This is a genomic window from Morganella sp. Je.2.23 (assembly GCF_051129855.1).
GTDB lineage: Bacteria > Pseudomonadota > Gammaproteobacteria > Enterobacterales > Enterobacteriaceae > Morganella > Morganella sibonii.
The window spans coordinates 134,945-148,367 of record NZ_JBCPSQ010000001.1 but is presented as its reverse complement, the minus strand read 5'-3'; the positions used below and the strand labels follow the sequence as shown (position 1 = coordinate 148,367).

The following is a 13,423-nucleotide window of genomic DNA, read 5'->3' as shown; positions in this document are numbered from 1 at the left end:
TTATAATTCGCGGCTCAGTGACACACTTTTTACCTGTGCATACACCCATTGTCCGCGTTTAAGCTGTAAATCATCCCGCGCCCAGCCGGTAATCCGCGCCCAGAGGAAATGATTGCCGACCGCCAGTCTCACATCGGTCTGACCGTTGTCACCATCATACATTTCCGTGATTTTTGCCCGTAATATATTGCGGATACTGCTGCTTTTCGGTTTTTCCAGCGCGATTGACACATCATCCGCACTAACCCGTACCCGCACCGGCGTGTCACGCTCACCGGCGATACGCGGCACCCACAGCACCTGGTCACCGATAGCGGCAGCAGTCATCGCATAGCGGTCATGGTGCTCAAGCACCGTAACACTTAATACACTTGAGAGGCTTTCCTGTGTGAGCCACGGACGCAGCGCCGCGCCTGCCCACACCTCTTCCAGCGGCCCTTGTGCCAGAATACGGCCTTTCTCCAGAATCACCACATCTTCCGCCAGCCGCAGGATTTCATCCAGACTGTGACTGACATAAAGGATCGGAATACTGATATCCTGCGCCATCTTTTCCAGATACGGCAACAGTTCGCGTTTGCGCGGCAGATCCAGAGACGCCAGCGGTTCATCCATCAGCAGAATATCCGGTGCGGTCAGCAATGCACGGCCAATCGCCACCCGTTGTTTTTCCCCGCCGGAGAGGGTTATCGGCAGGCGGTTCAGCAGATGCCCGATACCCAGCAGTTCCACAATGCTATCAAACTGATCTTCCATTTCCCGCGCCATGCCATAGCGCAGATTGCCTCTTATCCGGTAATGAGGAAACAGACGCGCATCCTGGAAGACATAGCCGATTTTGCGTTTTTCCGGCGGCAGACAGATACGTTTTTCAATATTAACCAGTGTGTGACCGTTAAGCTCAATCCGCCCTTTCTGCGGCTTTGTCAGCCCGCCGATCACATTAATAAAGGAGGTTTTCCCGGCCCCTGAGAGCCCGAAGACCGCGGTAATACGATCACTGGCCAGTTCGGTGTTGATGACCATCGATAAATCACCGAGCTGCTGTTCGAAATCAAGCACTAACATACGGTGACCCCCAGACGTTTACGCCCCCAGCGGGTCAGCCATTCCGAGGCCAGCAGTGAGGCCAGTGCCAGAATAATAGCGATAATACAAAGCCGTGCCGCGTCCATTTCCGCCCCCGGTGTTTCAAGCAGGGAGTACATGGCCAGCGGGATAGTCCGGGTTTCCCCCGGGATATTAGAGACAAAGGTGATTGTCGCGCCGAATTCGCCCAGTGAGCGGGCAAATGCCAGCACGGTGCCGACAATAATTCCCGGCAGAGACAACGGCAGTGTGATGGTGAAAAAGACTCGCAACGGAGAAGCACCAAGTGTCCTTGCTGCCTGCTCCAGCCGCATATCCACCGCCTCCAGTGCCAGGCGGATCGCCCGCACCATCAGCGGAAATGCCACCACCGCAGCAGCCAGCGCGGCACCGCGCCAGCTGAAGGTAAAACTGAAGCCGAACCAGTTATAGAGCCACTCACCGATAATACCTTTGCGGCCCATGCTGATCAGCAGCAGATAACCCACTACCACCGGTGGTAACACCAGCGGTAAGTGGATAAGACTGTCCAGCAGCGACTTGCCCGGAAAACGGCAGCGCACCAGTACCCATGCCATCAGTATGCCGAACGGCAGACTGACTGCCACGGCGACCGTTGATACTTTCAGGCTGAGGATGACCGCCTGCCATTCATACTCATTCAACATCGCTGTCTGTTAGTCCTTACTTATTATAGAGGGCTGAAACCGTAACGTTTGAAGATTTCTTTTGCTTCCGGTGTCTGCAGATAATCATAGAAACCTTTAACATCGGCATTATTGCGATCTTTCAGGATAGCAATCGGGTATTCAACCGGTTTATGGGTATCCGCCGGGAAAATACCGACCACTTTCACTTTATCACTGGCAACCGCGTCAGAGCCGTACACGATACCCAGCGGCGCTTCGCCGCGCTCCACCAGCGCCATGCCGCTGCGCACATTATTAGTACGGGCCAGCATCGGATCAACCACTTTCCAGGCGCCCAGGTTTTCCAGGGCTTCCTGTGCATAAATACCGACCGGCACATGATCAGGATCGCCGACAGCCAGACGGCCGCCATCCAGTAATTTAACCCAGTCAGTCTGCTTATTAATATCGACTTTATCAATCTTGCTGTCTTTCGCGGCAATCAGCACCAGCTCATTACCCAGCAGGGTTTTACGGGTGTCATTGATGATCAGATTTTTTTCCTGAGCATAATCCATCCATTTCTGGTCAGCAGAGATAAAGATATCTGCCGGAGCGCCATTTTCAATCTGACGGGCCAGCGTGGAAGAAGAGGCATAAGACGCAACAACCTCCCCCTTTTTCTCCTGCTTATATTTTGCCGAGATTTCATCAACGGCATTTGTCAGCGATGCCGCCGCAAATACGGTCACTTTTTCAGCGGCCCATGCCTGACCCATGACAGCAGCAGAGATAACAACACCGGCCAATAACTTACTGAACTGTTTTTTCATTTTTTCCACCAGGATAGATTAGGATTAACCGTTGTATATAACAAGATACAGCGAAAAATGAAAGGAGGTTTATCCCACTATCGTCAGTTAAGCGGAAAACACTATAAAATGGGGGAATTACATCGGGAGTGAGCGGGAAAACAAAAACAAAGGCGGATCACCTGCACAGGCAGGTGATCCTGAATACAGGATAATCAGTGCTGTTTTTCGTGGCGATCGCCTTTTGAAATCAGGTTGAAAATTTCACCTAATCCCCAGATCAGAGCCGCCAGGCCTGCCATGACAACAGGAACCATTAACAGTGCAAAACCTAAACTTTTAATTAACTCAAACATAGCACTTCATCTCTTTATATCAGGCGAAAGAATATTCAGCATGACAATAATAGCGTCATATTGCCTGCTATTCTATATAAATCACGCAGCCGAAAGCATAGCGATTCGTGCGGTCAGGTCTGCATAAAATAAACAACAGCCACAATCACTGCCGCCAGGATAAGAAAACCGACCACCTTTCCGGCACCGCCCGGTTTTTCCACAATATCACCACTGCGCGGTGAGACCGGCGCGGACGAAGATTGTGCCGGTGTTTCACCCTCATCATCTTCGCGGTAAAGCTCCTGAATATAGAGAAACATCGTTTTCATAAACTGACTGTTCAGTGGCAGGGTCTGACCATCCTCACCAATGATGCACAGTGTAAAATCAATTTTTCTGCTCAGTCCCAGTAAAAAAGCACCCGGCAGCCAGGTATACTCCCGCTCACCGCAAGCGATCTCTTCCGCAACTTTTGCCGGAGCTTCATGACCGCCGTCATCACGCATATAAACAAGCAGCAACGGCTCTTCATCATCTTCGCCCTGCGTGAACGCCAGACCAATTTGTCCGCCACTTTCCTGATCCTGAGATTCAGCCCAGAATGCCTGCTCTGCCAGCATGCGGGCAAATGCTTCTGTTTCAGTACCTTCCCCTTCCGGTTCCGGGGAATCGTTGACTGCCTGATGAAGACGGAATAATACATTCTGCATGAAATAATCTCTGGCTGATAATTAATAGCTATACCATACCTGTTTTTATCCGGCTCACAAATTATTAAGTGAAATGTAACCGCCATATTGGCAGATGAAAAAAAACCGCAGTTTGCTACACTAACCGGAAAGTAACGCCGCACCGGGCGGAGAAACTGCGCCGGTGATTCTGTCTGATTAATATACGGGGTATTTTCCGTTGGATATTTTATTAACACTGAAATCAGAAGGTCATTTATTTGCCGATCCGCGGCGGATTTCCTTACTCAAACAGGTCAAAGCTACGGGCTCCATCAGCCAGGGGGCAAAACTTGCCGGTATCAGCTATAAAAGCGCGTGGGATGCCATCAATGAAATGAACCAGCTTGCCGAGGAAACTATAGTTGACCGGGCGACCGGCGGCAAAGGCGGCGGCGGCGCAACACTGACGCGCTATGGTGAGCGCTTACTTCAGCTTTATGATTTGCTGGCACAAATCCAGCAGAAAGCGTTTGATGTCCTCAAAGAGGATTCACTGCCGCTCGACAGCCTGCTGGCAGCTATCTCCCGCTTCTCATTACAGACCAGTGCCCGTAACCAGTTCTTCGGTACTATCATGTCGCGCAACCATACCCACGTGCAGCAGCATGTTAACGTTCTGCTGGCAGATAAAAAAACGGAACTGGCTGTCGCACTGACCGAGCAAAGCGCCAACCGGCTGGGGTTATCCATAGGTAAAGAAGTACTCACTCTGATTAAAGCGCCGTGGGTGAAAATCAGTAAATCCGCAGAAAACAGCGCTGATTATGACAACTGCCTGAGCGGACGCATCTGTTCCGTAGCCAGAGGTGCGGAAAACAGTGAGGTGATGGTGACGCTGACCGGCGGCGCACAGTTATGCGCAACGGTGGATAATCAGGATGCTGATAATCAGCAGCTGAAAGACGGTGATGAGGTCACCGCGCTGTTTAATGCAGACCAGGTAATTATTGCGACATTGTGCTGATAATAAAAGACGCAAATAAAAGCCGCCGCGGACTGAACCGGCGGCGGCTTTTCGTGAGTAACTGCTTACTTCGCTGTTAAATCAACCTGATAAACCGCAAAGCCCACATCATCAGTGCCAACCCGCGTCATCGGATAACGTGCATTTTCTTTAATAAACTGCGTGGCTTTTTCACCCGGGGAGGTTTCAAAGCGGATATCCAATTTTTTATCCGTTTTCACCGGCACAAATGTCCAGTTCTGCTCTGCCCGGGCCGATACCCCGCCTTTCTCTTTGGTTTCTGCCGCAATATAACCTGCCAGCACACTGCGGTTTTCATCCGGAGAGGCAAACGCAATATGTTTATCGCCGGTACCGGCAAATTTTCCGCCGTAAGCACGGTAGTTATTGGTGGCAACCAGGAAGACCGCTTTCGGATCAATCGGTTTACCCTGATAAGTCACATTTTTGATGCGGTTGGCCTGCGGATTGATGGTCTGGCAGTCCACATCATATTTTGCCGGTTGGGTCAGGTCTATCTGGTAATTGACCCCGGAAATAGTATCAAAATTATAGGTTCTGAAACCATCCCAGTTAACCAGGCTCTGCGGTGCCTCAGACTGCGGGTCAATCTGATTAAACATCCCGGCGGAGCACTCCAGCCATTCGGTGACTTCCGCACCGGTCGCTTTTACCACCACCAGCGTATTCGGGTAGAGATAGAGATCGGCCGCGTTACGGAACGTCATATCCCCTTTTTCCACCTCGACAAAATCTGCCGGGGCATTTTTGCGTCCGCCCACTTTAAACGGCGCGGCGGCTGATAATACCGGCAAATCCGCCAGATCCGGATCACCCTGAATAAAGCGGCGGGTATAATCTGTCTGCGCGTTATTAACAATCTGCACTGTCGGGTCGCTCTGCAACAGGGCGAGATAGCTGTACATGTTATCCGGTGATTTACCAATCAGTTTACCGACAAAGGCCCGGGTCGCATTGTGCTGCTCATCAATCACGGAAGCCAGCTTGTCATCCCGCGCCACCAGCGGCTTTTTATTAACCTTGTCATAAACCGGACGTGCCTGTGATTTGGCATCCGTCACTTTCCATGCGCCGTCATCATTGTTCAGTACCAGATCCACCACACCGAGGTGATCACCCCACTGGCCCGGCATCACCGCCGGAATACCGTTAACGGTCCCCAGCTCAATATTAACGCCTTTGATATCCGCGAAATCTTTACCCGGAAATACGCCGTGCGAGTGGCCGAACATAATGGCATTAATCCCCGGGACTTCACTGAGATAATACACCGAGTTCTCTGCCATCGCTTTATACGGCTCCTGAGAAAAACCAGAGTGCGGAATAGCGACAATTAAATCAGCACCTTCTGCTTCCATTTGCGGTACAAATTTTTTCGCGGTTTCCGTAATATCATTAACGCGGACTTTTCCTTCCAGATTGGCTTTATCCCAGATAAGGATCTGCGGCGGTACAAAACCAATATAGCCGATTTTAATTACATGCTCTTTACCGTCACGATCTTTTACCGGGGTATCGACGATAATATAAGGCGTAAACAGATTCTTACCGGTTTTTTCATCAATAATATTGGCGTTTACATACGGGAAATCCGCGCCGGCAATAGCTTTTTGCAGATAATCCAGGCCAAAGTTAAATTCATGGTTACCAAAATTACCAACGGTATAGCCCATGGTATTCATTAACTTGTGTGCCGGATGCGCCTCACCGTCATTCAGTCCTTTGCTGACCATATAATCGGCCAGCGGGCTGCCCTGAATTAAATCCCCGTTATCCACTAATACCGCATTGGTGACTTCGCCTTTTGCCGCTTTAATTAACGCGGCGGTGCGGACTAAACCGAACTGATCTGTCGGTTTATCTTTGAAATAATCAAAATCAATTAAGTTACTGTGAATATCCGAGGTTTCCATCACCCGCAGATCGACTGTCGCGGCATTGACCGTTCCGCTGATCAGTAATGCCAGTACCGAATATTTTAATCCTGTTCTCACCATAACACCCTCTTCCGTTTAATGTTCTGCTGCTGTTATTTTGTCTGTTTTCACACCATTTGCGTCCAGTAATTCCTGCATGGTGTAGTACTTATCATCAATACTGTAGGATATCAGCCCGTTCATGGATGACATGGAATTATGATGACTGTATTTAAACGGAATAACCACGTCGCCCTGTTTATTAATCACGCCCCAGTGATCATTTTTTCTCACCAGCGCATAACCGTTATCAAAATCACGGGCTTCCTGATAATCAGGAGCAACCACTTCATTTCCTTTTACGTCAACAAACCCATATAAATTATCTCTCTCTGCCTTTATCATCTCATTACTGATTTCACCGGCTTTATCATAGCCTTTTAATGTCAGGCGGATTGTTGCATCCTCATTGAGAAAATAAATTTTTTTATCTTTTGTTGCTATGTCATCCATAAAAACACGGCTGATGACTCTGACTGTATTATCTCCGCCTTTTTCCAACCAGTACTTAGATACAGGAAGGATCTCCTCACCTTTATCATTCAGAACATGTGTCCCTTTGTTGTCTTCATAATAGAAAAACTCAAAACTGCCATAATAGCTGTTAACGATGTCCGCTTCCGTATTTTTACCGGAAATGACTATCGGATCAGCATAATTAACATTAAATATCAGGATGTTATTACCATCGGAGACAACAAACGCATCATCAGATAAACTGTATACGCGATTAGCGTGCATAATATAATCCAGCTTTTTATTTACTGCATCCAGTTTATGAATCTGATAGTACGTTGATTCATACTCTTCGCCGTCATTTTCATCTTTTTTACTCTCAGTATGGCGGGTAAAGAAATAACCGTTCCCCACACTGTACACACCCTCTTTACCATGATTAATCATCTCATTACCGTTTTGATCAATAATATAAAAGGTTTGTGTCTTCTCATCTTCAATGACCGGATAGAGGCTGGTATAACCAGGTGTCAGTATAATATTTTGTTCTTCACGCTCCTGCTTATTTGCAGCGTATACGGTCACCGATTCCGGCGTACCATGGTAGATACATTCCACCAGGTAAGTTGCAGGCTCGTTGGTTTCTTGTTCAAGGCGTTCATAATAGCCGGCAACTCGTTTTATTAACTCGTCTTTATTTTTACCGTATTTTTCAGCCGCTTTTCCTGTGCCATTAATAAATCGCTCTATTTTTTCAATATGGCCGATTTCCCCTCTTGAACAGGCAGATGCTGATAATATTTTACCCTTTTTATCCGTAACGTTTTCGCTGACAATATTCAGTTCACCATCCAGCGAATATTTCAGGTAATTTTTATCTTTTTTTACCAGCGTTAATTTATAGTTACCTTGTGAAATCTCCGGTTTATCCGGGGTGAGATGATAACGGCTAAGGTCACTGATGTAGCGAAATGTCACATTGGCATCAATACTTTTTACGGTTTTCTGTGTGTTTAATTTTATATTATTATCTGCTTTGGTAACTTTTATATCGCTTATTTCTTCACTACCATCCATGTAGGTAATTTTTTTAATTTTCACCACAAGTTGTTTTTCTGCCGGCATGACAGGAATGTCAAAATAAAAAGTAGAATAGCCATGTTCTATATTCTGAACAAACGTTATTTCTTTAAGTGCTTTATTAAATTTGTTTTTATATTCCTCTGGTGTAAGAACAGAAAATACATTTTCGTATTCTTCATCTTCAGATGACACCGTCTTCCGCTGGCTATAGAGGTCATCTTTTCCTCCTATCCCGAGAATAAAATCAAACTGCTCTTTCTGTGCCTGTATTTTTGTTACCGCTTCTTCCGGCGTCAGGTCATTAAACTCTTTTGTTATATAGTCCAGAGTTTTCTGTGACGGCTCCGGTAATTTCTCCTCATACCCGAAAAACCAGTATGCCATTCCCGCCGCAATAACCAACAGTGCGGGGATTGCAATCATCTTTTTTTTCATCAGCACATCCCTTCCATATAATTTCCATAATTCCGTAATAGCGTTAATAAAAAGTATAACAAAAACAGCAGACTGAATAATGACGTTTCTGTGAAGCAGATCTTCTTTTCATGATACGGAATGTAACACCGGAGCCATATCTTGACATCGCTGCCGGTTCCGCTTATTTCTGGGGAATAATTAAACTAATAATAAGGCTGTTCACTATGGCACATCTGCATATCACACAAGGGATTTTCCGGTTAAGCGCGGATAAACAGCTGTCTGTTCCGTCATTACAGCTGGACACCGGGCAGCATCATGCCTTTATCGGCACCAACGGCAGCGGAAAATCTGCCCTTGCCCGCGCACTGATACAGGATCTGCCGCTGCTTTCCGGGGAGATGAGCACCACTTTCCGCCGTCCGGTTCTGGTCGCGTTTGAAAAATTGCAGGCGCTGATTGATGAAGAATGGAACCTCAATAATACCGACCTGATTAACGGCGATGACACCGATAACGGCCGTACCACCGCCGATATTATTCAGGCGGAATACCGGGATAATGAACGCTGTCTGCAACTGGCGGCGCAGTTCGGTATTTCTGATCGCCTGTCACGCCGTTTTAAATACCTTTCCACCGGCGAAACCCGCAAAGCCCTGCTGTGTCAGGCACTGATGACAGAGCCTGATCTGCTGGTACTGGATGAGCCTTATGACGGACTGGATGCTGACTCCCGCCGCATGCTCAGTGAGATGCTGGCAGAACTTGCGGCAGACGGACTGACTGTTATCCTGATCCTCAACCGTTTCAGTGATATTCCGGACTTTATCACCCGCGCCGGGCTGCTGGCAGAATGTGTGCTGGCACCGGCGGACACCTTGTCCGCGCTGTTACAGGCACAACTGGCCCGCAGTGAGCAGACAGAACATCTGACACTGCCGGAGCGGGATGACCCGGCCGCAGAACGCCTTGCCCCGGATATTCCGCGGGTGATCCTCAATCACGGTTGCGTCAGTTATAACGACAAACCTATTCTGCATGATCTGACCTGGCGGGTGCTGCCCGGCGAGCACTGGCAAATCACCGGCGAAAACGGCGCGGGCAAATCCACACTGCTCAGTCTTATCACCGGTGACCATCCGCAGGGCTACAGTAACGACCTGACGCTGTTCGGCCGCCGCCGCGGCAGTGGTGAAACCGTGTGGGATATCAAACGGCATATCGGGTATGTCAGCAACAGCATCCACCTCAGTTACCGTGTGAATATCAGCGTGCGTAACACGCTGATTTCCGGTTTTTTTGATTCTGTCGGGCTCTATCAGAAACCCTCCGACCGGCAGATAAAACTGGCGGATGAATGGCTGGCACTGCTCGGCCTGAAAGCTTACCGCGACGCGCCGTTTCACAGCCTGTCATGGGGACAGCAGCGGCTGATACTGATTGCCAGAGCGCTGGTGAAACATCCTGCGCTTCTGATCCTTGATGAGCCGTTACAGGGGCTGGATACACTCAACCGCCTGCTGGTACTGCGTTTTATCGATATTATGATAAGCCGCGGTGATACGCAGTTGCTGTTTGTCAGTCATCACAGTGAAGATACCCCGGCCTGTATCAACCGGCGTCTGGCGTTTATTCCTGATAACGGTAGTTATCGTTACGAAATCAATGAGTTGTAACCGGATTATCAAACGGCTGTTTTACTTTTTTATTTCACCGGAAACAGCCGTTATTTTCTGAATGTATTCAGTTTGTTATTAAGAATAATCTTATTATCCATTATTATCTGCCCGCTTTTTTTACTGGTGCATCGCGCACTTCTCTTTTACCCTGCGTCCTCCTTTTCTGATTTTCTGATTTTCTGACACGATCCCATGACCTGGCTTTTACTTGCATTATCTCTGCTGTTGTTACAATTTCACCGGACGCTGTCACTGGCAGTGCTTCTGACCGCCACCATCAGTGCCCTGTTTACCGGCGTGATGGACTGGCGTGCCCTGCTCACACTGTGGTTTGTGATCCTGCTGGCTGTTGCCCGGCCTTATACCGCACCGCGCTCATGGCCGCGCGCGCTGGTGACACTCATGGTGCTCACCGTTGCACTGGGACTGGCTTTTCATCTGCTGCCGGGATTTCATAACCTGCGCTGGATGCCGCCGGAAGCCGCCGGGCCGCACAGTCCGCCGTATTCATTCTGGCTGAATGCTGATAAAGCCCTGCTTCCGTTTGTTCTGCTGATTATCATTCCGCAGTTATTCGTCACCGCCCCGCTGCGTCCGGCCAGCCGTCTGCGCTGGCTGCTGCTGGTTCTTGCTGTCCCTGCCTTACTGTTACTGGCAACGGCCCTTGGAGGGCTGGGATTTGAGCCGCATCTGCCTGAGTGGCTGCCGGTGTTTATCATGACGAATCTGCTGTTTGTTTCGCTGGCGGAGGAAGCCCTGTTCCGCGGGACTATCCAGCAGGTACTTTCCCGTTATCTGCCGCCGTATGCCGCCCTGCTGATCACCGCCGCAGTTTTCGGACTGGCGCATCTTGCCGGGGGACCGCTGCTGGTAGTATTTGCCGGTCTGGCAGGTGTTATCTACGGGCTTGCCTGGATGTGGAGCGGCCGGTTGTGGGTCGCAACCGCGTTTCACTTCGGTCTGAACCTTTGTCATCTGCTGTTTTTTACCTGGCCGTTTAAGGTGGCGTAAAAAACTGTTTTTTTCTGTGTATCAGACTTTGCATAAACATTTATAGCGGAATCGATTCAGTTTTAGTGTACACTATCCGGTAAACAGGACGGAATTGATACCTTCCGCTCAGGCCCCGGCAGAAATACCTGTGCGGAAAGTTTGCCGAAAGGCGCCGGTGACCAATATAATGGGCAATGTGCCGGGTCTGTTTCAATTCTGAAACCCCCTATCTGAAACACAACAGGAGTTTACGCTATGGCAGTAACTAAACTGGTGCTTGTACGTCACGGTGAAAGTGAGTGGAACAAAGAGAACCGCTTTACCGGCTGGACTGATGTTGAGTTATCTGAAAAAGGCCGTGCTGAAGCACAAGAGGCTGGTCAGTTACTCAAAAAAGAAGGCTTCTCTTTTGATTTCGCCTATACCTCTGTACTGAAACGCGCTATTCACACGCTGTGGAATATCCTGGATCAGGTAAACCAGCAGTGGCTGCCGGTTGAAAAAAGCTGGAAACTGAACGAGCGTCATTACGGTGCGCTCCAGGGTCTGGATAAAGCAGAAACCGCAGCAAAATACGGTGACGAGCAGGTCAAACTGTGGCGCCGTGGTTTTGCTGTCACCCCGCCGGCACTGGAAAAAAGTGATGAGCGTTTCCCGGGCCACGACCCGCGTTATGCAAAACTGGCTGAAAGTGAACTGCCTGCAACAGAAAGCCTGGCGATCACCATCGACCGCGTTGTTCCTTACTGGACTGATGTTATCAAACCACGCGTTGCCTCCGGCGAGAAAGTGATCATCGCCGCACACGGTAACTCCCTGCGTGCACTGGTAAAATACCTGGATAACATGGGTGAGGATGAGATCCTCGAACTGAATATCCCGACCGCTGTGCCGCTGGTGTATGAGTTTGATGAAAACATGAAACCACTGCGCCGCTACTACCTGGGTGACCAGGATGCGATTGCTGCCAAAGCCGCTGCGGTTGCCAACCAGGGTAAAGCGAAGTAATCCGCTTTTTCCGGTGAAAAAAACCCTGACATTGTCAGGGTTGAGATTGCTGACAAAGCAGGATAAAACGTGGTTTTTCCTGCTTTGTGTTATCAGCTGCGGCGGGCTTTTACCGCATCGGAAAGCTGACGCAGCAGTGTCTCCGTATCTTCCCAGCCGATGCAGGCATCTGTCACGCTCTTGCCGTACACTAATGGTGCATCGCCTTCCAGATTCTGATTTCCTTCCTCAAGATGACTTTCCACCATCACGCCCATAATGGCTTTTTCACCACCGGCGATCTGCTGTGCCACATCGGTACTCACATCCATCTGACGCTTGTACTGTTTGCTGCTGTTGGCGTGGCTGAAATCTATCATGATGCGTGGTGCCAGACCGGCCTGTGCCAGCCCGTCTTTTACCGCGCTGACATCTTCCGCGCTGTAGTTCGGCTTTTTACCGCCGCGCAGAATGATATGGCAATCACCGTTACCGGTCGTATTCACAATGGCCGAGTGTCCCCACTTGGTCACGGACAGAAAACAGTGCGGTGATCCCGCAGCATTAATAGCGTCGATCGCCACTTTGATGGTACCGTCTGTGCCGTTTTTAAATCCGACCGGGCAGGACAACCCGGAGGCCAGCTCGCGGTGTACCTGGGATTCGGTAGTACGTGCGCCGATAGCGCCCCAGCTCATCAGATCCGCCAGATACTGCGGTGTGATCATATCCAGGAACTCGCCGGCAGCCGGCAGACCTTTATCATTGATATCCAGCAGCAGTTTACGCGCAATACGCAGACCATCATTGATAGCGAAGGAGTGGTCAAGGTGCGGGTCGTTAATCAGCCCTTTCCAGCCGACCGTGGTGCGCGGTTTTTCAAAATAGACGCGCATAACGATTTCCAGCTCACCTTTCAGTGTGTTGCGCAGTGCCAGCAGGCGATCAGCATATTCAACCGCTGCTTTCGGATCGTGAATTGAGCACGGCCCGATAACAACCAGCAGGCGGTCATCCCGGCCTTCCAGGATTTCGTGGATTGCATGACGGGTGCGGCGAACGGTGTCTGCGGCAGTTTCAGTCGCGGGAAACGACTCTAATAACGCCACTGGTGGTAATAATTCCCGAATTTCTTTTATTTTTACATCATCGTTCTGATAGTTCATAACCCGTCTCTTCCGGTGTCCTGTTTCGTTATTGTCGTTATTTTAATCTAACTGCTTGTCAACAAGCTGTAAACAATTAGCT

12 protein-coding genes are annotated in these 13,423 nt (G+C 49.4%); 4 read left to right on the top strand and 8 right to left on the bottom strand.

What is annotated here, in order from left to right; translation table 11 throughout:
• The 5 genes from modC to AAZR23_RS00685 all read right to left on the bottom strand — a co-directional run bounded on the left by modC (position 1) and on the right by AAZR23_RS00685 (position 3,578).
• Positions 1-1,068, bottom strand: coding sequence for a molybdenum ABC transporter ATP-binding protein ModC (gene modC, locus AAZR23_RS00705; RefSeq protein WP_434689887.1), 1,068 nt, complete (start codon positions 1,066-1,068; stop codon positions 1-3).
• On the bottom strand, positions 1,062-1,757 hold the full coding sequence (modB, locus tag AAZR23_RS00700) for a molybdate ABC transporter permease subunit (protein WP_166707248.1): 696 nt from the start codon (positions 1,755-1,757) through the stop codon (positions 1,062-1,064). The genes modC and modB overlap by 7 nt, the downstream gene beginning before the upstream one ends.
• Before the next feature lie 23 nt (positions 1,758-1,780).
• Positions 1,781-2,551, bottom strand: coding sequence for a molybdate ABC transporter substrate-binding protein (gene modA / locus AAZR23_RS00695; protein ID WP_032099091.1), 771 nt, complete (start codon positions 2,549-2,551; stop codon positions 1,781-1,783).
• Positions 2,552-2,745: 194 nt separating this feature from the next.
• Positions 2,746-2,886, bottom strand: a complete 141-nt coding sequence (locus AAZR23_RS00690) for an AcrZ family multidrug efflux pump-associated protein (RefSeq protein ID WP_107678135.1) — start codon at positions 2,884-2,886, stop codon at positions 2,746-2,748.
• A 113-nt stretch (positions 2,887-2,999) separates the two neighbouring features.
• Positions 3,000-3,578: a hypothetical protein gene (locus tag AAZR23_RS00685; RefSeq protein ID WP_434689882.1), complete on the bottom strand. Its 579-nt coding sequence runs from the start codon at positions 3,576-3,578 to the stop codon at positions 3,000-3,002.
• 199 nt (positions 3,579-3,777) lie between these two features.
• Between AAZR23_RS00685 and modE the strand changes: the two genes are divergently transcribed.
• Positions 3,778-4,563, top strand: coding sequence for a molybdenum-dependent transcriptional regulator (modE, locus tag AAZR23_RS00680; RefSeq protein ID WP_218427708.1), 786 nt, complete (start codon positions 3,778-3,780; stop codon positions 4,561-4,563).
• 65 nt (positions 4,564-4,628) lie between these two features.
• Here modE and AAZR23_RS00675 read toward each other — a convergent pair whose 3' ends face one another.
• Both AAZR23_RS00675 and AAZR23_RS00670 read right to left on the bottom strand, forming a co-directional pair.
• The gene (locus tag AAZR23_RS00675) at positions 4,629-6,581 is read right to left on the bottom strand and encodes a bifunctional 2',3'-cyclic-nucleotide 2'-phosphodiesterase/3'-nucleotidase (protein WP_434689878.1); all 1,953 of its coding nucleotides are present in this window, start codon (positions 6,579-6,581) and stop codon (positions 4,629-4,631) included.
• A gap of 15 nt (positions 6,582-6,596) precedes the next feature.
• On the bottom strand, positions 6,597-8,534 hold the full coding sequence (locus tag AAZR23_RS00670) for a WG repeat-containing protein (RefSeq protein WP_434689875.1): 1,938 nt from the start codon (positions 8,532-8,534) through the stop codon (positions 6,597-6,599).
• A gap of 206 nt (positions 8,535-8,740) precedes the next feature.
• On the opposite strand from AAZR23_RS00670, the gene modF reads away from it, so the two are divergent.
• From modF to gpmA, 3 genes are all read left to right on the top strand, one after another.
• The gene (gene modF / locus AAZR23_RS00665) at positions 8,741-10,192 is read left to right on the top strand and encodes a molybdate ABC transporter ATP-binding protein ModF (RefSeq protein ID WP_434689873.1); all 1,452 of its coding nucleotides are present in this window, start codon (positions 8,741-8,743) and stop codon (positions 10,190-10,192) included.
• A gap of 195 nt (positions 10,193-10,387) precedes the next feature.
• Entirely contained in the window at positions 10,388-11,206 is an 819-nt protein-coding gene (locus AAZR23_RS00660; protein ID WP_434689871.1) for a lysostaphin resistance A-like protein, read from the top strand.
• A gap of 237 nt (positions 11,207-11,443) precedes the next feature.
• Positions 11,444-12,196: a 2,3-diphosphoglycerate-dependent phosphoglycerate mutase gene (gpmA, locus tag AAZR23_RS00655; RefSeq protein WP_046893725.1), complete on the top strand. Its 753-nt coding sequence runs from the start codon at positions 11,444-11,446 to the stop codon at positions 12,194-12,196.
• Between the two features lie 92 nt (positions 12,197-12,288).
• Here the strand turns inward: gpmA and aroG are convergent, their stop codons facing one another.
• Positions 12,289-13,341: a 3-deoxy-7-phosphoheptulonate synthase AroG gene (gene aroG / locus AAZR23_RS00650; protein WP_369449940.1), complete on the bottom strand. Its 1,053-nt coding sequence runs from the start codon at positions 13,339-13,341 to the stop codon at positions 12,289-12,291.
• Between the last annotated feature and the right edge of the window lie 82 nt (positions 13,342-13,423).